General features: G+C 72.6%; 15 protein-coding genes. 7 read left to right on the forward strand and 8 right to left on the reverse strand.

Annotated elements, in window-relative coordinates; all coding sequences use genetic code 11:
• Positions 1–214: 214 nt before the first annotated feature.
• The 3 genes from ABD419_RS04410 to ABD419_RS04420 all read right to left on the reverse strand — a co-directional run bounded on the left by ABD419_RS04410 (position 215) and on the right by ABD419_RS04420 (position 4,068).
• Positions 215–676, reverse strand: coding sequence for a hypothetical protein (locus tag ABD419_RS04410; RefSeq protein WP_344482239.1), 462 nt, complete (start codon positions 674–676; stop codon positions 215–217).
• Positions 677–776: 100 nt separating this feature from the next.
• Positions 777–1,634 (reverse strand): formate dehydrogenase accessory sulfurtransferase FdhD, encoded by an 858-nt coding sequence (gene fdhD, locus ABD419_RS04415; RefSeq protein WP_344482242.1) that lies wholly within the window; start codon positions 1,632–1,634, stop codon positions 777–779.
• A 112-nt stretch (positions 1,635–1,746) separates the two neighbouring features.
• Positions 1,747–4,068 carry an FdhF/YdeP family oxidoreductase gene (locus ABD419_RS04420; RefSeq protein ID WP_344482245.1) on the reverse strand — a complete coding sequence of 774 codons (2,322 nt, stop codon included), beginning with the start codon at positions 4,066–4,068 and terminating at the stop codon, positions 1,747–1,749.
• Between the two features lie 302 nt (positions 4,069–4,370).
• Between ABD419_RS04420 and ABD419_RS04425 the strand changes: the two genes are divergently transcribed.
• From ABD419_RS04425 to ABD419_RS04440, 4 genes are all read left to right on the forward strand, one after another.
• Positions 4,371–5,036 (forward strand): cellulose binding domain-containing protein, encoded by a 666-nt coding sequence (locus ABD419_RS04425; RefSeq protein ID WP_344482248.1) that lies wholly within the window; start codon positions 4,371–4,373, stop codon positions 5,034–5,036.
• A 58-nt stretch (positions 5,037–5,094) separates the two neighbouring features.
• Complete coding sequence (cutA, locus tag ABD419_RS04430) at positions 5,095–5,427, forward strand: divalent-cation tolerance protein CutA (protein ID WP_344482251.1); 333 nt, start codon at positions 5,095–5,097, stop codon at positions 5,425–5,427.
• A gap of 242 nt (positions 5,428–5,669) precedes the next feature.
• Positions 5,670–7,622 carry a vWA domain-containing protein gene (locus ABD419_RS04435; protein WP_344482254.1) on the forward strand — a complete coding sequence of 651 codons (1,953 nt, stop codon included), beginning with the start codon at positions 5,670–5,672 and terminating at the stop codon, positions 7,620–7,622.
• Entirely contained in the window at positions 7,615–9,045 is a 1,431-nt protein-coding gene (locus ABD419_RS04440; RefSeq protein WP_344482257.1) for an extracellular solute-binding protein, read from the forward strand. Before ABD419_RS04435 ends, ABD419_RS04440 begins: the two co-directional genes overlap by 8 nt.
• Positions 9,046–9,153: 108 nt before the next feature.
• On the opposite strand, the gene ABD419_RS04445 is transcribed toward ABD419_RS04440, so the two are convergent.
• A complete protein-coding gene (locus tag ABD419_RS04445; RefSeq protein ID WP_344482260.1) occupies positions 9,154–11,082 on the reverse strand; it encodes a glycoside hydrolase family 3 protein in 1,929 nt (642 codons plus the stop codon).
• A gap of 213 nt (positions 11,083–11,295) precedes the next feature.
• On the opposite strand from ABD419_RS04445, the gene ABD419_RS04450 reads away from it, so the two are divergent.
• Entirely contained in the window at positions 11,296–13,677 is a 2,382-nt protein-coding gene (locus tag ABD419_RS04450) for a xyloglucanase (RefSeq protein WP_344482263.1), read from the forward strand.
• Positions 13,678–13,769: 92 nt separating this feature from the next.
• On the opposite strand, the gene ABD419_RS04455 is transcribed toward ABD419_RS04450, so the two are convergent.
• The 3 genes from ABD419_RS04455 to ABD419_RS04465 all read right to left on the reverse strand — a co-directional run bounded on the left by ABD419_RS04455 (position 13,770) and on the right by ABD419_RS04465 (position 17,865).
• Complete coding sequence (locus ABD419_RS04455; RefSeq protein WP_344482266.1) at positions 13,770–14,657, reverse strand: CPBP family intramembrane glutamic endopeptidase; 888 nt, start codon at positions 14,655–14,657, stop codon at positions 13,770–13,772.
• A 349-nt stretch (positions 14,658–15,006) separates the two neighbouring features.
• Positions 15,007–16,575 (reverse strand): ricin-type beta-trefoil lectin domain protein, encoded by a 1,569-nt coding sequence (locus ABD419_RS04460; RefSeq protein WP_344482269.1) that lies wholly within the window; start codon positions 16,573–16,575, stop codon positions 15,007–15,009.
• 111 nt (positions 16,576–16,686) lie between these two features.
• A complete protein-coding gene (locus ABD419_RS04465) occupies positions 16,687–17,865 on the reverse strand; it encodes a MalY/PatB family protein (protein ID WP_344482272.1) in 1,179 nt (392 codons plus the stop codon).
• Positions 17,866–18,025: 160 nt separating this feature from the next.
• Here ABD419_RS04465 and ABD419_RS04470 point away from each other — a divergent pair, with 160 nt between their 5' ends.
• The gene (locus ABD419_RS04470) at positions 18,026–19,123 is read left to right on the forward strand and encodes an NAD(P)/FAD-dependent oxidoreductase (protein ID WP_344482275.1); all 1,098 of its coding nucleotides are present in this window, start codon (positions 18,026–18,028) and stop codon (positions 19,121–19,123) included.
• Between the two features lie 86 nt (positions 19,124–19,209).
• Here the strand turns inward: ABD419_RS04470 and ABD419_RS04475 are convergent, their stop codons facing one another.
• On the reverse strand, positions 19,210–19,686 hold the full coding sequence (locus ABD419_RS04475) for a MarR family winged helix-turn-helix transcriptional regulator (RefSeq protein WP_344482278.1): 477 nt from the start codon (positions 19,684–19,686) through the stop codon (positions 19,210–19,212).
• A 275-nt stretch (positions 19,687–19,961) separates the two neighbouring features.
• Here ABD419_RS04475 and ABD419_RS04480 point away from each other — a divergent pair, with 275 nt between their 5' ends.
• Positions 19,962–20,789 carry an SAM-dependent methyltransferase gene (locus tag ABD419_RS04480; protein WP_344482281.1) on the forward strand — a complete coding sequence of 276 codons (828 nt, stop codon included), beginning with the start codon at positions 19,962–19,964 and terminating at the stop codon, positions 20,787–20,789.
• The last annotated feature ends 12 nt before the right edge of the window (positions 20,790–20,801 follow it).

Genomic DNA, 20,801 nt, shown 5'->3' on the forward strand with positions numbered 1-20,801 from the left:
GCACTCAAGTTGATCTTGACCAGGACTGAAATGCCCATGCGACAATAATCGAACGCTTGTATGACTAGGTCGCAGGCCGAATCATGATCAATCAGAAATTTGACATCTGTCAGGTCACGAGGCACATCATGATCAGAAGCGATTCCACTTAGGAAACAGAAAACGGGATGCGAGTAATTCGACTCGCACCCCGTCATTCACCGCCGATAAGCGCCTATCCTGATCGGTGCTGGGCATCGCGGTAATGGGCTATCGCGCTGTCGGCGGCTTCGAATCGATGTCGGAAGGCGCGTTCGCGGATGGAGTCCGCTAGGTCGCGAAGGGTGGTGTTGCGGCGGGCCAGGGATCGGGCGAGCCAGCGCTGCCATTCGCCGGTGGCCTCGATGCGGCCGACGGTGCGGGCGTTCCAGATCGGCATCGGGCTGCGGCCCTTGACGTGCGGGTTGGAGTAGTGGCGCTCGGGGCGGGGCAGGAATTCGCGGATGGCGGCGTCGGTCCAGCCACGGGTGCGGAGGATCGGCACGGTGACCCAGACGGTCGAGGGCGGTCGCCCGGTGCGGCGGGCAGGTGTCAGTTCGGTGCGACGGGTCTCGTTGCCGTAGAAGCGGTCTCGTTCGGCCGATGTGGAGGCTTGGGCGTAGCGTTCGGCGAGGGAGGGCGGCTTGAGGCGGGTCATGCGGCGCTGGATCTCGGATTCGTCCAGTACCACTCGGGTCCGGTGCTGCGGTGTGCACATGGTGTCCCCCGTTCGGGTGTCGCCCTGGGGGAGAGATTAGTTACCGGCCGGTAATTCCGGGTGGCGACACGCCGGGTAAGGCGACGCGGCCGTCGTGGGTGTAGAGGTTCATGGTGTCGCCGCGGACGAAGCCGGCGAGGGTGAGGCCGGATTCGTCGGCGAGGTCGGCGGCGAGGGAGGACGGGGCGGAGACCGCCGCGAGGACGGGGACGCCGGCCATGACGGCCTTCTGGACGAGTTCGAAGGAGGCGCGGCCGGAGACGGCGAGGACGGTGCCGCGCAGAGGGAGGCGGTCCTGCTGGAGGGCCCAGCCGACGACCTTGTCGACGGCGTTGTGGCGGCCGACGTCCTCTTTGGCGGTGAGGAGTTCGCCGTCGGCGGTGAAGAGAGCGGCGGCGTGGAGGCCGCCGGTCTTGTCGAAGATCTTCTGGGACTTGCGCAGTCGCGCGGGGAGGTCGGCGAGGACGGCGGCGTCGACGACGGTGGCGTCGTCGTCGAGGCTCCAGATCGCTCTGGTGCGCACGTCTTCGAGGCTGTCCTTGCCGCAGACGCCGCAGGCGGAGGTGACGGTGAAGTTGCGTTTGGCGGCCTTGGGGGGCGGTGCGACGCCCTGGGCGAGGGCGATGTCGAGGAGGTTGTAGGACTGCTCGCCGTCGGCGTCGACGCCCGCGCAGTAGCGCATGGAGACGATGTCGGAGGGCTTGGCGATCACGCCTTCGGCGAGGAGGAATCCGGCGGCGAGGTCGAAGTCGTCGCCGGGGGTGCGCATGGTGACCTGGAGGGATTCGCCGCCGACGCGCAGTTCGAGGGGTTCCTCCACGACCAGGGTGTCGATCCGCCCGGTGCGCTCGCCGGCGGCGAGGCGGGTGGTCTTCCTGCGGACGGTGACGCGGCCCATGCTCGTTCCTTAAGTCGCCTTCAGGCGGTTTCAGCTCTGCTTCAGGTGGTCGGTGGTTCTCTTGTCTGCATAGCGCGGTGGAGGCCGGGGCCGCAAGGGCCGCGGTCGAAGGTCACGGTGAGGAGGAGGCGTTCGAGGGGGCGCTGTCGGGTTCGAAGCGCACGACGATGGATTTCGAAGTGGGGGTGTTGCTGAACTCGGCGACCGAGTCGAGCGGGACCAGCACGTTCGTCTCGGGGTAGTACGCGGCGGCGCAGCCGCGGGCGGTCGGGTAGTGGACGATCTTGAAGTGCGGGGCGCGGCGGTCCCCGTCCGACCATTCGCTGACGAGGTCGCAGTAGTCGCCGTCGTTCAAGCCGAGTTCGGCGGCGTCGTCGGGGTTGACGAGGACCACGCGGCGGCCGTCGTGGATGCCTCGGTAGCGGTCGTCGAGCCCGTAGACGGTGGTGTTGAACTGGTCGTGGCTGCGCAGGGTCTGGAGCAGCAGGCGGCCGGGGCCGGCCTCGGGTGAGGTCACCGGGTTGACGGTGAAGTTCGCTTTGCCGGTGGCCGTGGGGAAGACGCGTTCGTCGCGCGGCGCGTGCGGGAGGGCGAACCCGCCGGGGACGCGGGCGCGGGCGTTGTAGTCGGCGAAGCCGGGCACGACCCGTTCGATCCGGTCGCGCACCAGGTCGTAGTCGGCGGCGAAGTCCTCCCACGGGGTGGGGTCGGCGTCGCCGAAGACGGCGCGGGCGAGCCCGGTGATGATGGCGACCTCACTGCGCATGTGCGGGCTGAGCGGGGCGACGCGGCCGTGGGACGAGTGGACGATGCCCATCGAGTCCTCGACGGTCACGAACTGCTCGCGGCCGCCGGGCGCGTCGACGTCGGTGCGGCCGAGGGCCGGGAGGATGAGCGCGCGGGCGCCGGTGACGACGTGCGAGCGGTTGAGCTTCGTGGAGACGTGCACGGTGAGCCGGCAGCCGCGCATGGCGTCCTCGGTGGCGTTCGTGTCGGGGGTGGCGGCGACGAAGTTGCCGCCCATGGCGAAGAAGACCTTGACGCGGCCGTCGCGCATGGCGCGGATGGTGTCGACCGTGTCGAGGCCGTGGTCGCGGGGCGGGTCGAAGCCGAACTCGGCGCCGAGGGCGTCGAGAAAGCGGTCGGGCATCCGCTCCCAGATGCCCATGGTGCGGTCGCCCTGCACGTTGGAGTGGCCGCGCACGGGGCAGACGCCGGCGCCGGGCCGGCCGATGTTGCCGCGCAGGAGGAGGAAGGAGACGACTTCGCGGATCGTGGGGACCGCGTGCTGGTGCTGGGTCAGGCCCATCGCCCAGCAGACGACGATCTTGTCCGCGGCCAGGACCATCGCGAGCAGGCGCTCGATCTCGTCGGGCGACAGGCCGGTGCGGCGGACCGCTTCGGCGAGGACGGCCTCGTCGTCGCCTGCGGTGTGGTGGGCGGCGAAGGCGTCGAAGCCGTGCGTGTACCGATCGATGAACTCGCGGTCGAGGACGCCCGGGGCCTCGTCCTCGGCGCGCAGGAGCATGCGGTTGAGGAGGCTGAACAGGGCGAGGTCGCCGCCGACCTTGATCTGGAGGAACAGGTCGGTGAGGTCGGTGCCGCGCCCGGCGAGCCCGCGCGCGGACTGCGGGTTCTTGAAGCGCTGGAGCCCGGCCTCGGGCAGGGGGTTGACCGTGGCGATTTTCGCCCCGGCGCGCTTGGCCTTCTCCAGGGCCGTGAGCATCCGAGGATGGTTGGTGCCGGGGTTCTGGCCGGCCACGATGATGAGGTCGGCCTGGTACAGGTCGTCGAGGAGGACGCTGCCCTTGCCGATCCCGATGGTCTCGGCCAGCGCCGACCCGGAGGACTCGTGGCACATGTTGGAGCAGTCCGGGAGGTTGTTCGTGCCGAGCTTGCGGGCGAGAAGCTGGTAGAGGAACGCGGCCTCGTTGCCGGTGCGGCCGGAGGTGTAGAACGCGGCCTCGTCGGGGCTGTCGAGCGCATTGAGTTCGCCGGCGATGAGTGCGAAGGCGTCGTCCCAGGTGACGGGCGTGTAGTGGGTGGCGCCTTCGGCGAGGTACACGGGTTCGGTGAGGCGGCCCTGCTGGCCGAGCCAGTACCCGGACTTGTCGGCGAGGTCGGCGACGGGGTGCGCGGCGAAGAAGTCGGGGCCGACGCGCAGGCGGGTGCCTTCTTCGGCGACGGCTTTCGCGCCGTTCTCGCAGAATTCGGCGGGGTGCCGGTGGAGGGGTTCGGGCCAGGCGCAGCCGGGGCAGTCGAAGCCGTCGGTCTGGTTGACCTTGCGCAGGAGCGGGAGGCCGCGGACGACTCCGGCCTGGGAGGCGACGAAGCGGACCGAGTTGAGGACGGCGGGCAGCCCGACGGCGTGGTCCTTCGGCGGGTGCACGGCGGGGGCGTCCTGGGCGGGGTCGGTCTCGGGTGCCTTGCTCATCGGGCCAGTGTAGGCCGAGACGTGATCAAGCAGCACCAGATGGAACCGCCGGGGGCGCGCGGTCGGCACAGCCATACCGTGCGGACGGTGCGTGCTGGCGGCGGCGAGGCTCCGTCGCCCCCAGGGTCCTCCAAGGGGGTGACGAATCGGGGCGAGAGCGGATGAAATCCCAGTTCAGCGGGTATCGGGGCGAATCAGCGCGGACTGTTCGGGGGCTGGTGTCCAGGTAGGCTGAGCCGTGCGGATCGGCGCGCGTCCTCTATTGCGGACCCGCGGGAGCGTCCCCAATGGAAGGAATTCGGATGCACAGGTCGGAACCGGAGGCGGCGCCCAGCGGGCGCCTGCACGGCCGGCTGCTCCAGATCCTCGGGGCGGTCTCGGGGGTGGTCGCGCTCGTCGCCATGTGGCAGCTCGGGGTGTTCGGCGGCGGCGGCGACCGGGAGCCGGTGAGCGCGGTCGACGGGGCCACGACCGAGTGGCCGTCGACGGCCGGCGAGAGTTCGAGCGCGGCCGCGGCGGCGGACGCGTCGAGTTCCGCGCTGGAGTCCCCGTCCGAGTCCGCCTCGGCCGACGCCTCCCCGACCCCGTCGGGCGGGGCCGCGACCAGCGCTCCCCCGTCGGACGCCGAGGAGCCCACCGAGGAGGAGGCGGAGGAGGAGCCCGCCGAAGGGCTCGCCTGCGCCGCCTACCTCTACCTGGACGAGGAGTGGGAGGACTCGGTGAGCGTCGAGGTCGAGGTGGTCAACACCGGCGGCGAGCGGCTCGGGTCCTGGGAGATCGACCTGGACCTGGACGACGCCGACGTCTACCACCACTGGAACATGGAGGCCCTCGGCCACGACTGGTTCGGGTCCGAGAACTGGAACGGCCGGCTCGACCCCGGCGAGGACGCGGTCACCGGCTTCCAGGCCGAGGTCGAGAACGACTTCGACCTGCCCTCGTCCGTCACCTGCGTCGCGGCCGAATAAACCTCCCTCCCGGGGCCGAATGGGCGATAGGCTCGCTCAAAGCGGTTTGGAGGCGGTCATGACCGAGTTCGAGCACGTCCAGGTGGTCACCACCACCGATTCGGCCGAGTCGGCGACTTCGTTGGCGCGCAGCGCCGTCGAGGGCCGGCTGGCCGCATGCGCGCAGGTCTTCGGGCCGCTGTGCAGCGTCTACCGGTGGGAGGGCCGGGTCGACACCGCGCAGGAGTGGCGGGTCGTCCTGAAGACGACCGCCGCCGCCTACCCCGAGCTCGAGGCCCACATCAAGGACGGCCACGGGTACGAGGTCCCCGAGGTCGTCATGCTCCCGATCACCGCCGGGAACCCGGCCTACCTGGAGTGGATCACCGCCGAGACGACGCAGAACGCGTGACCGTGGGCCCGCTGCCCGCGGAGTCCGTCCGCGATCCGGCGCCGCCGTCCTCGGGGAGCCCTTCCCGTTCCTGACCGCGCCGTGGTTCGCCGGCCTCCGCTCGGCCGAGCGGTCGTGGACGCCTGCGCCCGCGCAGCACACTGAGCACCCCTCGACGTGCGCGGATGCGGCATACTGTCCATTCACCCCTTTCAATCGATTCACGAAGCGCGCCTTCGTGCGACACGCCGACGGAGGCTTCGGTGTCCGAGCCCTCTCGACCGGAACCGGCCCACGAGCAGGCCGTGGACGACAAGGCCGCCAAGGACCGGGCCGGCCTGCACCCCATCGAGTCCCTCGCCTGCGGGGCCGGGTTCGTCCTCGCGCTCCTCCAGTTCTCCGACTGGGTGGTCGAGCCGCGATGGCGGCCGCTGCTCGCTCTGGGCGGCATGGCGATCGCGATCGCGGCGCTGACGCGGTGGAGCTGGACCAGGGGGCGGCGCAAGCGGTGGGCGTACCTCGGCGCGATGGCCGCCGTCTGCGCCGCGCTCGTCGTGACGATCGACCCGCCGCGCCTGGTGCTGCCGTGGAACCGCGACTGCGCGGACCCGGTGTCGCTCACCGTGCTGCTGCCCGAGGACGGCGCGATCGGGTTCGAGGTGGCGCTGACCGAGTTCAACGCCTGGTACACCGAGGACGGCTGCCGCCGTGCGGAGGTCACCGCCTACGACGCCCCGTGGCCGGCCGTGGAGAAGGCGCTGGCGGCGGGGTGGGCCGCGGTGCCCTCCGAGGACGCCGCGCTGCAGCCGCTCCGCGACGTGGGGCCGCGGCCGGACCTGTGGATCGCCGAGTCCAGGACCCAGGTCGAGGCGGCCGCGGCGATGCTCGGCGGCGCCGGGGAGCCGGGGGCGCTGGACCTGGACGACTCGGTGCGGGTGGGAACCACGCCGCTGGTCGTGGCCGTTCCCGCCGAGGACCTCGAAGACGGGTTCAACGGCGGCTCCCAGCGGGCGGAGGCCCCGCTGCCGGACCTGATCGACGCGCTCGGCGCGGAGTACGGCACGCCGGTGCTCCGCCCCGATCCGATGGCGACGCACGCGGGCGTCCTGTTCCTGCGGAACCTGTACGGCGAGGACGCCGTTCACGGCGGGGTCGGGGCGCGGTTGGAGAACCAGCTCGTCGAGTGGACGGCCGCGGCCGGGAACCCGCTCCCCGTCAACGACACCGCCCTGCTGTGCCAGCTGTCCGAACAGGACGAGGAGTTCGCGGCGCTCGTCACCGAGGCGTCGCTGGCCCGGTACAACGAGGGCGGGCCGCTCGGTGCGGACTGCGCGCTGCGAGGCGACCGGCACACCGACCTCGTCCCGGTGTACGGGGAGGACTTCGGCGGACTCGACTACCAGGCGGCGCGGTTCGAGTGGGCCGACGACCCGTGGAGCGGCGAGCGCGGCGAGGCGGCCGCGGCGCTCCAGCGGTGGCTCGCTGACGCCGAGGACTGGAATCTGTCGTCGATCGGTGTGCGCGACAACGACTTCCGCGGCGGCCAGCTTTTCGGGGACGTGGCCTTCGACGAGGCCTTCGCCGTCGAGGCGGAGCCCCTCGGCGCCGAGGCCTACGAGAGCCTCAGGGTGGCGTACAGCCGGAATCGCCCGCCGACCGACGTGCTGCTCGCCATCGACCGCTCGGGCACGATGAGCGGGCGGGACGGCGGCGCGAGCCGGTTCGAGCTCGCGACCGCGGGTGTGGAGGCGGCGCTGCGATACCTCGGCGAGCAGGACCGCGCGGGCCTGTGGACCTTCCCCATGGAGGGAGTCGAGTCCCACTACCAGGTGCTCGGCATCGGCCAGGACGCGAGCGGCGCGGGAGCGCTCCTCGCGGACACTGAGGCGAGCCACGGGGTCGACCTGCACCAGGTCCTCGTCGACGGGGCCGCCGAGCTGGAGGCGGCCCGCACCGAGCAGGGGTTCAGCGCCATGGTCGTGCTCACCGACGGCGCCGATCTCGACACCTCCCCCACGACCGCGGACCAGGTCCTGGAGCGGCTCGACGACGCGGAGGTCAACGTGTACCTCATCGCGGTCGGCGACGCCTCCTGCCGCTCGGCGCCGTTCGACGGCCTCGACGGCCCGCGCGTCACCTGCCTCGAAGCCCGGGAGGACGACATCACCGCGACCTTCGACGGCCTGTTCGACGCCTTGTGGAGCGGCGATGCCTGACCCGACCCAGCCGTCCCCCGGGGGCCGCCGATGGAGGCCGTCGCGGCGGACCGTGCTCAAGACCGGCGCGGCCGCCGGCTGGTTCCTCGGCGGCGCGGTCGCCGTCGGCGGCGGCTACCTGCTGGGCAACCGCCGCTCCGACCGCAGCATGGAGGACCTCGACGGGCGGCCGCTGCGGATTCTCAGCGGCCGCGACGACACCGCGAACGGCCAGCGCGGCCTCCTCGTGGACCAGTGGAACCTCCGCTTCCCCGACCACCCAGCCGAGATGGTGGAGCTGCCGGGCGTCGCCGACCTCCAGTACGGCGCGATCCACGCGGCGCTCCAGGCCGGGGACCCGGCCGTCGACGTGGTGAACCTGGACCTGCCGTGGATCGCGGACTTCGCGAAGGCCGGGCGCCTGCTCGAACTGGAGCGGCCGACCGAGGGCGGCTATCTGGGCCGGCCCCTGTCGGCGGGCGAGGTCGACGGGAAGCTGCGGGCGCTGCCGTTCAACACCGACGTGGGGATGCTGTACTACCGGCTCGGCGCGGCGACGGACTACGCCACCGGGACGCTGAGCGCCGAGGACGCCGCCCGGATCGCCGACTGGGAGGACCTGCGGAGGGTCGCGGAGGGGATGGTGGTCGCCGGCGGCTTCGAGGGCGGCATCGCGATGCAGCTCGACGCCTACGAAGGGTTCACCGTGAGCGTCTGGGAGTACCTGCTGGCCAACCGGGTCGAGGCGAAGAGTGACGGCTCGATCGATTTCGGCGATCCGTCGCCCGCTGTCGCGCAGTTGGAGTGGCTGTCGCGCGAGCTGCACGAGCCGGTGGGCGAGGGCACGATGATCCTCCAGGAGTCGCTGCGGTTCGCCGAGGACGCGTCGCTGGAGGCCTTCCGCACGGGGCGCACGGCGTTCCTGCGGCACTGGCCGCGCGCGTTCCAGGACCTGCGGTCGTGCGACCGGGAGTTCGACGTCGGCGTGGTGCCGATGCCCGGCCGGGTCCTGGGTGGGCAGAGCCTCGCGGTGAGCGCCGCCTCGGAGCGGCCCGACGCGGCGGTGCGGCTCATCGAGTTCCTGACGGGGCCGATGGCGCAGCAGCGGCTGTTCGAGCCGGGCGGGTTCGCGTCGACCCGGGAGGAGCCGTACTACGACGCGATCGCGCAGACGCATCTGCTGGATCCGGCCGTGGAAGCGCCGTGCGATGACGGCGGCAGCCCGCGTGTCGAAGCGGCGCAGCTCTTCCGGGCGCTGACCGGCCGCGATCCGGAGGATCGGCTCGACCCGGGTCCGGAGCCGGGCACGCGTCCGGCGGTCGAGCGGTACACGCGGTTCTCGCGGGTATTCCAGGAGGTCGTGCACGGGGAGCTGGAGGCGGACTCGACGCCGGACCTGTCGCGACTCCAGGACCTGCTGGACGAGGCGGTGGCGGGGCGCTGACGAGCGCCTGTCCCGTGCGGCGGCCGCGATCGAAGGGTGCGCGACGGGACCGGCGGGCACTGCCCGCTGATCCCGTCGCGCGTCACCGTGCCCCGTCTGGGGCGGGCGCTAAGGGGTGACGAGGCCGAAGCCGAAGGCGAAGAGCGGGTCGTACTCGGCGTCGCCGACGTTCAGGGGCTCGTCGTCGGTCTGGCGGGGCCAGCTGACGGGGAGGCGGCCGTTGTAGGGGGCGGCGCCGAAGAGGGGGTCGGCGACGCCGGCGCCCTCGCTGCCGGGGAGCCAGGCGGCGACCAGGGAGTCGACGCTGCGAGGGGTGCCGGGTTCGCCGAGGTGGGGGGCGATCTCGACGGGCCGGCCGGAGACGACGATGACGATGCAGTCGACTGCGGCGCAGACGGTCTCGACGGCGGCCGCGTCGTCCTCGGAGAGGGCCAGGTCGTGCTCGCCGGCCCCGGCGTCGCCGACGCCTTCGGCGTAGGGGTCCTCGGCGACCACGACGATGCCGACGTCGGCGGCTTCGACGGGCTCGGACGCGTCCTCGCTGAAGGTGACCGCGGCGTCGGAGGCGACCTCCTGGATGCCGGCGAGGATCGTGGTCCCCTGGGTCGGGGTGACGGTGGAGCCCTGCCAGGAGGCGGTCCAGCCGCCGGACTGGCGGCCGATCGAGTCGGCGCCGGAGCCGGCGACGTAGATCGACTCCTGCCCGGTGAGCGGGAGGAGGTCGCCGTCGTTGCGCAGCAGGGTCTGCGAGGCGGCGGCGGCCTCGCGGGCGACGTCGCGGTGCTCGTCGGAGCCGACCTCGGCGGCGTGCGCGGTGTCGGCGAAGGGCTGCTCGAAGAGGCCCAGGGCGAACTTCTGGGTGAGGATGCGGGCGACGGCGTCGTCGATCCGGTCCTCCGCCACCCCACCGGACTCTACTTCGGACAACAGTGTGGAGATGAAGCGCTCGTACTCGAACGGGACCATGACCATGTCGATCCCGGCGTTGACGGAGGCGCGCACGGCCTCGGCGTAGTCGGTGCTGACCTGGTCAACGGCCTGCCAGTCGGAGACGACGATGCCGTCGAAGCCGAGCTCGCCCTTGAGGACGTCGGTGATGAGGTACTCGTCGGCGTGGGTCTTCAGGGGGCCCTCGCCGAGGTCGGTGGAGGAGAACGAGGCCATGACGGAGCCGACTCCGGCGTCGACGGCGGCCTGGAAGGGCGCCAGGTGGATCGAGCGGAGCTCCTCCTCGGTGAGGGTGACGACGCCCTGGTCGAGGAGGTAGTCGCCGGTGGTCGAGGAGCCGTAGTCGGTGCCGCCGTCGCCGACGTAGTGCTTGGCGGTGGCGAGCACGCTCGTGTTCGCGGCGAGGTCCTCGCCCTGGTAGCCGTGCACGACGGGCCCGGCGTACTCGAACGCGAGGCCGGGGTCCTCGCCGTAGGACTCGTAGGTGCGGCCCCAGCGGCTGTCGCGCGCGACGCAGACGCAGGGCGCGAAGGTCCAGTGGATCCCGGCGGCGCGGGTCTCGGCGGCGGTGACCGCGGCGGCGCGGCCGGCCAGGTCGGGGTCGTGCGCGGCGCCGAGGCCGATGTTGTGCGGGAACACGACGGCGCCGGGGATCGCGGTGTTGCCGTGGACGGCGTCGATGCCGTACATGAGCGGGATGCCCAGGCGGGACTTCAGGGCCTCGTCCTGGTAGCCGTCGATCATCGCGGCCCATTCCTCGGGCGTGTCGAAGAGCGCCTCGGAGCCGCCGTTGAGGAGCGACCCGATGCCGTATTCGCCCACATCGGACGGCGCGGCCTCGACCGCGCCGACGGTCGCCTGCGTCATCTGGCCGATCTTCTCCTCGATCGTCATGCGGCCCAGAAGGTCGTCGACGCGCTCGTCGACGGGGAGGCTCGCGTCGAGGTAGTCGCCGTCGCCGTCGGCGGGTCCGTCGTCGGCGCCGGGCACGACGAGGAGGACGGTGACGACGGCGGCCGCGACCGCCGCGGCCAGCGCGGACCAGAGGATCGCGGGACGGCGGAGGAGTGCGGGCAGGCTCGCGCCCATGGGTCGGCTCCTTGAGGGGTGAGCGGGTGGACAGGTCCCAACCGGGTCCCACAGTAGTGGAAGAGCGCTCCCACGTCTACGGGCGGGATCGCCGGCCGGGTCGCGGAGTGTTGCCGCGGTGGACCGCGACTGTTATGTTGGGGCTCCCAACTAACCCCTCGGGGCCCGGTCCCGCGGACGGGCCCGGCGTCCCGGAGACCCCTAGGAGCACACGTGCGACGACGCACATTCGCCGCTTCGCTCGGCGCCGCCGCGATGGCGGCCGCGGCAGTTCCCGGCACCGCCGCGGCCAAGGCCGGCGGCCGCTGCGAGGACGCCTACACCTGGCGCAACGCCGTGGTCAACGGCGGCGGCTACGTCCCCGGCATCGTCTTCAACGAGACCGAGGCCGATCTCATCTACGCCCGCACCGACATCGGCGGCCTGTACCGCTGGCGCGAGGGCACGCAGACCTGGAAGCCCCTGCTCGACTGGGTCGGCTGGGACGACTGGGGCCACACCGGCGTCGTGTCGGTGGCGACCGACCCGGTCGAGCCGCGCCGCACCTACGCGGCGGTCGGGACCTACACCAACGACTGGGACCCCGGCAGCGGCGCGGTCCTCTACTCCGACGACTACGGCGACACCTGGGGCGTCGCCGAGCTGCCGTTCAAGCAGGGCGGGAACATGCCCGGCCGCGGCATGGGCGAGCGCCTCGCCGTGAGCCCCTTCGACAACGCGGTGCTGTACCTCGGGACGCCGAACGGGAACGGCCTGTGGCGGTCGGTCGACCACGGCCGCACGTGGGCGGAGGTCGAGGCGTTCCCCAATGCGGGGAACTTCGTCCAGGACCCGTCGAGCGACTACTCCGACGACAACCAGGGCGTGATCTGGACCGACTTCGACCTGGCCGGCGGCCGGATCTTCGTCGGCGTCGCCGACCCCGACGACCCCCTGTACGTCTCGGCGGACCAGGGCGCGACCTGGCAGCCCGTGCCGGGCGCGGCCGCGGCGCTGGGCCGCGCGGACGGGAACCGGACCATCCCGAAGCAGGCGGCGTTCGACCACGAGCACGGGCACCTGTTCGTGGTGACCGGCTGGGACCCGGGCCCGTACAACGGCGCGCCCGCCTCGGGCCGCGGCGGCTCGGTGCAGCGGCTCACGCTGGCCACGGGCGAGTGGACCGACGTGACGCCCTCGTACAACCCGATCGGCACGATCCCCGGTTTCGGCGGGCTCACCGTGGACCGGCGGCGCCCGGGCACGCTCATGGTGGCGACGCAGAACAACTGGTGGCCCGACGAGATCCTGTACCGCTCCACGGACTCGGGCGCGACCTGGGAGACCAGTTGGGACTACGTGTGGGACGCGAACTGGTCGTGGCCCCCGGCGCGGACCGACCGGTTCGACATGGACAGCGGCGGCAGCGCGTGGCTGTCGTTCGGCAACGCGGACGACGGCCCGGCGTACGCGGTCAAGCACGGCTGGATGATCGACGCGCTCGCGATCGACCCCCACGACTCGGACCGGATCATGTGGGGCACCGGCGCCACGATCTGGGGCACCGAGGCGCTGACGCAGTGGGACGCGCAGGGCGCGCTCGTCGGGTGGGACTCCGAGGCGGGGCGCCAGATCGCGCTCCCGGTGGACCCGTTCACGGTGGCGGTGCGCGTCGAGGGCCTGGAGGAGACCGCGGTGCAGGACATCGCGGCGCTCGGCGGGACCGTGGTCTCGGCGATGGGCGACCTCGGCGGGTTCGTGCAGACCGACCTCGGCAGCGCGGGCGCGCAGATCCGGCGTCCGAACTGGACCTCGGGCCGCGGCGTGGACTTCGCCGGGCTGAACCCGGAGGTAGTGGTGGGGACCGGTGACGTGGAAGGGGACGCCGACGGGCACGTGGGCGTCTCGACCGACGGCGGCGCGACCTGGCTGACGACGGCCCGGCTGGAAGGGGTCGCGGGCGGCGGCAACGCAGGCTCCGTGGCGGTGAGCGCCGACGGCGCGGTGATCGTGTGGTCCCCCGGGAACGGCACGACCGCACCGGTGTTCAGCACCGACCTCGGTCAGACGTGGACGCCGGTGGAGGGGCTCCCCGCGGGTGCGCTCGTGCGGGCCGACCGCGCGAACGCGAACCGCTGCTACGCCTTCGCGGCCGGGGCGTTCTACGCCAGTGCCAACGGCGGTCTCGCGTTCACCGCGACGGGCGCCTCCGGGCTGCCCGCCGCGGGGTCCGTGGACTTCCGGGCCGTGCCGGGCAAGCGCGGGCACCTGTGGCTGGCCGGCGGCGAGGCCGACGGCGTCTACGGGATGTGGCGCAGCACCGACGGCGGGCGGACCTGGCGGCGGGTGCGGGACTTCCAGGAGGCCGACGCGGTCGGCTTCGGGCGGGCCCGGAACCGGCACGGCTACCCGACGCTGTTCGCCTCGGCGAAGGCCGGCGGCGTGCGCGGCATCTGGCGCTCCACGGACGAGGGCCGCAACTGGGTCCGCGTGAACGACGACGCCCACCAGTGGGGCTGGACCGGGAAGGCGATCACCGGCGACCCCGACGTGTACGGCCGCGTCTACATCGCCACGAACGGCCGCGGCCTGATCTACGGCGACATCGCCGACTAGCCCGCTCACCGAAAGACGCGCTGGGGAGCGCCCGCCCCGGCCGCGGAGCCGCCGTTCCGGCTCCGCGGCCGGGGCTTTCGCGTGGGGGCCGGTCATGGGCGGCGTCGCACTCGGGCGAGGAGGCCGAACACGGCCGCGGTGAGGAGCAGGTACGCGAGGACGAGGACGGCGGCGTCGGGGACGGCCTCGACCTGCCAGCCGGTGTCGCGGTCGGCGTTGGCGAAGACGAGGCGGTTGACGGTGAGGAACGTCAGGTGCATCGCGATGCTGGTCCACAGTGATCCGGTGGCGATGCGGGCGGCGAGGAGCGCGGTTCCGAAGCAGGCCAGCAGGATCACGTAGGTCACGGGGTCGGTCCCTGCGGGGGCGAGGAGGAGCCCGTCGGGTTCTTGGCCGAGCAGGAGTGCCGTCGCCGAGGCGGCGAGCGAGGTCGGGGGCATGATGAGGCAGAACAGGGCCGTGGTGCCGAGGAACGCGGCGGCTGTGCGGCCGCGGCGCCGCAGCGTGGTGAAGACGTAGCCGCGGAACGCGAGTTCCTCGGGGAGGGCTTCGAGGCCGAAGGCGATGAGCGCGTTCAGGATCAGGAAGGTGCCCAGGGCTCCCCAGTCGACGGGGCCGAACTCGATCCAGCTGGCCAGCGCCGCGGGCGCGATCACGAGGGCGGCCGCGCCGCCGGTGACGACCGTGCCCAGGACGAAGCCGCGGGCGGCGTCCCCGGCGGGGCCGAGACCGAGGGCGGCGAGGGGCCGGCGGTCGACGCGGCCGTTGAGCCACACGATGAACGCGGTGACGGCGAGGCCGACGATGAGCGCGGACACGGCCTGCCTGCCGGTGCGCCCGAGGCCCCACTGCTCCCCCAGCGCGGTCGACACGGGCCCGGCGGCGCCGAGCGCGAGGCCCATCGCCGCCCAGGCGGCGAGGGCGCGCCATGCGAGTGAGCGCCTGGTCGGGAGCGGGGTCCGGGGTGTCGTCGCGGTCATGCGTCCACATTCGCACGACCGCGCGGGCGCCGCATCGGTCCGAGGTGGGAACTCCGCTTGCGACGAAGGTCGACATCAGGCTCCCCCGGAGGTCGCAGGCGGCCGGTCCGCACCCGGCGACGCGTCGGGTACCTCGGGTCGATCGAATGGCATGAGATCGCGCTGTCGGCACGCAGGGATTTCGCGGCCGGCGGCGGCCGCGCGCGGTCCCGGTGTCGCGGAGGACACCCCGCTCATCGGGGTCGCGTACCCGCAGTGAGCAGGGGCCGTGGTCAGCGGTGTTCGCCGCGGAGGACCTCGTGGAGGCCTGGAGGCCGCCCGGGCCGCTCCCGCGGCCCGGGCGGTGTCGCTAGTAGACGCTGGAGCCGATCCAGTCGTCGTAGCCGTAGCCGACCGGGTCGGCGTAGCTGCGGGCGGCGGGCTTGATCACGGCCGTGCCGCACGAGGTCAGGACCAGGGACGAGCCGGTCGCGGCGCTGCCGAAGCCGAGGCACAGGTTCGCGTGCCCGGCCGGGTGGATCCCGTTGGCGTCCATGGTGAACTCCTGGTTGAGGCCGCCGTGGCAGTCCCACAGGACGAGGGTCGCGCCGGCCTGGACGCGGCCGCCCTCGACGTCGACGCAGCGGTCGTGCGAGAGCTCCACGTGCAGGGAGCGCTGCTGGGCGTCGTACCAGAAGCCCTGGTTGCGGCCGCCGTGGCAGCCCCAGGACACCAGGTCGGTGCCGTTGCGCGAGTCGTAGCCCTCGGCGTCGACGCACAGGCCGGTGCCGGTGTGCTTCAGGTCCTGAAACTCGAACAGCCCCTCGTAGAGGACGGCGCCGTTGGTGCTGGCCGGGTCGACGCAGGTCGCGGTCTCCCAGTCGGGGTGGTCGTAGAAGTCGGTGATGCACTCGGCGAAGGCGCCGTGCCCGAGGTAGTTGGGGTGCAGGGACTGCCGGAACGCGTGCTCGGAGGGGAGCACGCCGACCTCGACGTAGACGCCGCGGGCCCACGGCTGGGCCTCGCAGACGCCGTGCCCGTCGAACAGGCGCTGCGCGTTGAGGTACCGCACGCCCTTGCCGAGCGCGGCGTCGCGGACGCCGTCCTCGAACAGCGGCACGGCCTTGTTGCGCGCGAAGGCCGCGTCGGCGAGGTAGAGCAGGCACCCGCCCGAGTACCAGCCGGGGAAGTCCGGGTTGTCCTCGACGTCGGGCCCGCCGGGGCTGGGATAGGACATGACGACCATCTCGTAGTCGGCGGCGAGGTACCCGGCGTCGGTCATGGTCTGGCGCACCGCGTCGATCGCGGTCTCCACGCCGTCCTCGGTGACCTCGACGCGGGCCTCCCAGTCCTCGGTGTGCTCGTCCCAGCAGGGGCCGAGGAAGAGGATGCGGGCGGTGACGCACTCGGTCGCGGTGGGCCCGAACTGGATGCCGCCCTCGTCGTTGGCGCCGACCACGATCCACACCAGCTTGACGTGGGTGTTGCGGGCCTTGATCGCGAGGTTGTCGCCCTGGTTGAGCTCGTCCCACTGGGAAGCGCCGGAACCTTCGACCAGGTGCGGCGAGGCCCCGCCGGAGCACGAGACGTTGTACTGGACGTCGCTCTCGATGCCGGCGCGGAAGAGCGCCTGGTCGTACGAGCGGTCGCACCAGTTGCCGTCGCGGTGCGTGTCCGGGTCGTAGTTGCCGACGCCTTCGCCGGAGATCTCGCTGTCGCCCATGGCGACCAGGGAGGTCTGCCGCTCCTCGAGCGGGCGCACGGCAGGGTCGCCGTACAGCGCCTCGGCCTCGGCGGCGCGGATCTCCTCGAGGTGGGCGGGGAGCGGGACGATGCCGGGGCGCTGCTGGGCCTGGGCCGGGAGCGCCGTGGTCAGGGTGAGGGTGGTGAGAGCCGCAGTGAGCACCACTGCGGCCCATCGTCTCCGGGGAGTGGACATGGCAGTCTCCTGTTCGGAAACATGGATGGCCGTCGATGGCCCGTAGTCAGGAGACTACCGTTACCGAACAGTAATGTGAAGCTTGTCTGCGTTGTCAGTTTTGGGCGGCCGTCAGAGCGACGCCGCCATGCGGTCGACGGCCTCGGTCAGGATCTCCGGCGAGGTCGCGTAGTTGAGCCGCACATGGCCCGCGCCCCCGGTCCCGAAGGGGAGCCCGGAGTTGAGCGCGACGCGGCCGCGCTCGAGGAAGGCCGCCGCCGGGTCGTCGCCGAGACCGAGGCCGCGGCAGTCGAGCCAGGCCAGGTAGGTGCCCGGTTCGGGCCGGTAGCGCACCTCGGGGAGGCGCTCGGCGAGCAGCTCGGCGAGGAACCGGCGGTTGGCGTCGAGCCCGGCCAGGAGCGCGTCGAGCCACGGCCCGCCCTCGCGGAACGCCGCGGCGTGCGCGATCGAGCCCAGGTGGCTGATGCTGATGGACATCTTCTCGGGCATGCGCGCCAGGTCGGCGACGGCCTCGGTCCCGGCGATCGCGACGGCGCCGCGGAGCCCGGGGAGGTTCCACGCCTTGGCCGCCGAGGTCAGCGCGAGGCCCCGCTCGCCGCCCGCCACCGTCAGGTACGGGACGAAGCGGGTGCCCGGGGCGACGAGCGGCGCGTGGGCCTCGTCGGCCACGACCCGCACGCCGTAGTCGGCGGCGAGGCGCGCCACCCGCTCCAGCTCGGATCTGGTGTGGACGGTCCCGGTCGGGTTGTGCGGGTGGCACAGCAGGTACGCGGCGCGCCCGCCGCGCCCGAGCGCGAGCTCGAAGGCCGCGGCGAGGGCGGCGAAGTCGATCCGCTGGTCGGCGCCGAGCGGGGCCTCGACCACCGTGCGGTCGTTGAAGACCGGGAAGAGGTGGAACGGCGGGTACACGGGGCTGTTGACGACGATCGCGTCACCGGGCCCGGTGACGGTCTTGAACATCTCGACCACGCCGAGCATGATGTCGGGGACCGTGCGGATGCGGTCGCGGTCGAGGTCGGCCCAGTGCCAGCGCTCGGCGGCGAAGGCCGCGACGGCGTCGGCGTACCCGGTTCCGGAGGGGTAGCCGGTGTCGCCCGCCGCGATCGCGTCGGTGACGGCCTTGGCGATCGGCTCGGCCAGGAGGACGTCCATCTCGGCGACCCACAGGGGCAGCACGTCGGGGTCGTACCGGCGCCACTTCTCGCTGGTGCGCTGGCGGAGCTGGTCGAGGGTGAGCTGCCGGAGCGGGTTGTCGGGCAGCTCGTTCGAGGCATGGGTGGTGGCGCTCATGCACAGAAGGTATCGGAGTTCTGCCGTCGTGTCACCTTGTGCGGGCAGGGATCTCAGGCCGTGGGCGGGGTCACTCGATCGGCCGCGGCCGAGCCTTGTAGTTCGTGATGCGAACTATTATGGTTCGTAGTACGAACTACTTCATCGGAAGAGGCAGACCATGACGCAGCAAGGCCGGACCGTGGCGGTCGTCGGCGGCGGGTACGGCGGCGCCGCCGTCGCGAAGGCCCTCGACGAGCACGCCGACGTGGTGCTCATCGAACCCAAGGACGCGTTCGTCAACGCCGCGGGCGCCCTCCGCGCGCTCACCCGCCCCGAGGAGTGGGCCGAGCGCGTCTTCTTCCCCTACGACGGCATCCTCAAGCGCGGCGTCCACCGCCGCGAGTACGCCGCGGGCGTCGACCCGCAGGGGGTCACCCTCGCCTCCGGCGAGCGCGTCGAGGCCGACTACATCGTGCTGGCGACCGGCTCGGGCTACCCGTACCCGGCCAAGACCCGCACCGACTCCACGGCGGAGGCGCTGGCGCACTTCAAGGAGACGCACGCCGAGCTGGCCGGGGCCGAGCGGGTGCTCATCGCCGGGGCCGGGCCGGTGGGCCTGGAGCTGGCCGGGGAGATCCGCGACGTGTGGGCCGACAAGCGGATCACCGTCGTCGCCCCCTCCGCCGAGCTCGTCCCCGGGTACGAGCCGGCGCTGCGCGCGGAGCTCGAGCGCCAGCTCGCGGCACTCGGCATCGAGGTGCGCCTGGGCGCGGGCCTCGACGCGGAGCCGGACGTGGAGCCCGGCCGGGCCGGCGAGGTGCGGGCGAGCGTCGGCGGCGAGGTGATCGAGGCGGACATCTGGTTCCGCGCGTACGGCGCGACCACCAACTCCGGGTTCCTCGGCGACGCCCTCGCGCCGCTGAACGGGCGCGGCCAGCTCCCGGTCGGCCCGAAGCTCAATGTGGAGGGGCACGAGCGCGTGTACGCGGTGGGCGACCTGACCGGCGTCCCCGAGGAGAAGCGGGCCGGGGCGGCCTCGCGGCACGCGGCCGTGGTGGCGGACAACATCATCGCGCAGCTGAACGGCGAGGCGCCGGTGCAGGAGTACCACCCGTCCCCGGCCCGCGTGATGCTGCTGCCGCTCGGGCCGGTGTACGGCGTCGGGCAGATCCCCGGCGAGGACGGGCCCGGGATCATGCCGACCGAGACGGTCGCGGAGTGGAAGGGCCGCGACCTCATGCACGGCCGGTTCGCCGCGATGTTCGGGACCGCCTGAGACTCGGCCGCCCGGCCCGTCCGATCGTCATCGGGCCGGCGCGCGGCCGGGGCCCCGTCGACGTCCGTCGGCGGGGCTTCGCCGCGTCAGGCGTCAGGATCGGACGGGCAGTCGCCGTCGGTGAAGACCGCCGGGACCCGGTTGTCGACCACGACCCGGGTGAGGAGGGCCGCGAGGGTGTCGCGCTCGGGGCCGGTGAGGCCGAGGGTCAGCTCGGCGACGCGGCGCGTGGTCGTGTCGTGGAACTCCTCGGCGAGCTGCTTGCCCTTGGCGGTCAGCGCGACCCGGGAGGCGCGGCCGTCGGACGGGTCGGACTCGCGGCGCACCAGGTCGCGCTTCTCGCAGCGGTCGACAAGCCCGGTGATGCTCGACTTGGCGAGCCCGAGGGTCTTGGCGAGCTCGAACATCCCGTACGGGCGGGGGATGAGGACGCACAGCACCTGGGCCTGGGGGATGGTGAGGTCGAAGTCGCGGCCGGCGGCGGCGTAGACGGCGTCGATGAGGAACGAGGTGCGCACCAGCGCGGTGCCCATGCCCATCGACGCCGCCGCGTGGTCCTCCATCCCTTCAGCATACTGCGAGGCCAGAGGCGGTGCCGGTGTCGTCGGCCACCTCTCTTGGACGACATCGCACTCCCGGTCCGTTCCGGCACCTCCCCTTGGGGAGCGTGCTTCGTTTTTCCGGGTGTGATGGCGTACGCTTTAGCCACGTCCCGCACCGGCGGCGGGACCGTCCGAGGTCGACCGTCGCCCGACCTCCACGGCTGCGCCGCGCCCGCCCGCCGCGACGCGCGCCTGATCCCCCAGTGAACTGCCCATTCAGCGCCGATTGGATTGCCGTGAACGAAGCAGCCCCCGAATGGCCTCCGCCGGGGATCGACCCCGACGTGCCCTCGACCGCTCGGGTCTACGACGCCATCCTCGGCGGCAGGGACAACTTCAAGGCCGACCGCGAGGCCGCCGACCTCTTCCTGCGCCACATCCCCCAGGCCCGCGAGTGCGCGCTCCTCAACCGGGCCGCCCTCGTGCGCGGCGTCCAGTACATGGTCCGCAGCGCCGGGATCGACCAGATCCTCGACATCGGCTGCGGCCTGCCCACGAAGCAGAACACGCACGAGGCCGCGCAGGAGATCGACCCGGAGGCGCGCGTCGTCTACGTCGACAACGACCCGATGGTCCTCTCCCACGGCCGCGCGCTCCTCGCCGACGACCGCACCACCACCGTGGTCACCGCCGACCTGCGCGACCCCGCGGGCATCCTCGCCAATCCCGAGGTGCGCGCCGCCCTCGACTTCGACCGCCCCGTCGGGCTCATGCTCATCGGCATGATCATGCAGATCGCCGAGGACGAGCACCCCGACGACATCATCGCCGCGCTCATGGAGCCCCTGGCCTCCGGCTCGCACCTGTTCATCACCTCCTGGCCCGACACCGGCGACCCGGCCCAGCACGCCCTGTCGCGCGCGTGCCTGGAGTCGCTCGGGAACGGCTGGTGCCGCCCCGTGGAGCGCCTGGAGCGGCACTTCCTCGGGATGCCCCTGGTCGCGCCCGGCCTGGAGTACGTCCCGCGGTGGTACCCGGAGGACCCCGGGCGCGCCGTCCCCGACGCCGCCGACCTGGAGCCGTACGAGCGGACCCAGATGGCGGCGATCGCCGTCAAGCCCTGAGCACCTGGGCCG

The organism is Glycomyces endophyticus (assembly GCF_039531525.1).
In the GTDB taxonomy this organism is placed as follows: domain Bacteria; phylum Actinomycetota; class Actinomycetes; order Mycobacteriales; family Micromonosporaceae; genus Glycomyces; species Glycomyces endophyticus.

What these genes read in the sequence shown, in the direction of transcription:
- ABD419_RS04460 (WP_344482269.1), bottom strand. Translation starts at nt 16,575, where the DNA reads ATGTCCACTCCCCGGAGACGATGGGCCGCAGTGGTGCTCACTGCGGCT.
- ABD419_RS04465 (WP_344482272.1), bottom strand. Translation starts at nt 17,865, where the DNA reads ATGAGCGCCACCACCCATGCCTCGAACGAGCTGCCCGACAACCCGCTC.
- ABD419_RS04410 (WP_344482239.1), bottom strand. Translation starts at nt 676, where the DNA reads ATGACCCGCCTCAAGCCGCCCTCCCTCGCCGAACGCTACGCCCAAGCC.
- ABD419_RS04470 (WP_344482275.1), top strand. Translation starts at nt 18,026, where the DNA reads ATGACGCAGCAAGGCCGGACCGTGGCGGTCGTCGGCGGCGGGTACGGC.
- ABD419_RS04445 (WP_344482260.1), bottom strand. Translation starts at nt 11,082, where the DNA reads ATGGGCGCGAGCCTGCCCGCACTCCTCCGCCGTCCCGCGATCCTCTGG.
- ABD419_RS04425 (WP_344482248.1), top strand. Translation starts at nt 4,371, where the DNA reads ATGCACAGGTCGGAACCGGAGGCGGCGCCCAGCGGGCGCCTGCACGGC.
- cutA (WP_344482251.1), top strand. Translation starts at nt 5,095, where the DNA reads ATGACCGAGTTCGAGCACGTCCAGGTGGTCACCACCACCGATTCGGCC.
- ABD419_RS04475 (WP_344482278.1), bottom strand. Translation starts at nt 19,686, where the DNA reads ATGGAGGACCACGCGGCGGCGTCGATGGGCATGGGCACCGCGCTGGTG.
- ABD419_RS04455 (WP_344482266.1), bottom strand. Translation starts at nt 14,657, where the DNA reads ATGACCGCGACGACACCCCGGACCCCGCTCCCGACCAGGCGCTCACTC.
- ABD419_RS04420 (WP_344482245.1), bottom strand. Translation starts at nt 4,068, where the DNA reads ATGAGCAAGGCACCCGAGACCGACCCCGCCCAGGACGCCCCCGCCGTG.
- fdhD (WP_344482242.1), bottom strand. Translation starts at nt 1,634, where the DNA reads ATGGGCCGCGTCACCGTCCGCAGGAAGACCACCCGCCTCGCCGCCGGC.
- ABD419_RS04440 (WP_344482257.1), top strand. Translation starts at nt 7,615, where the DNA reads ATGCCTGACCCGACCCAGCCGTCCCCCGGGGGCCGCCGATGGAGGCCG.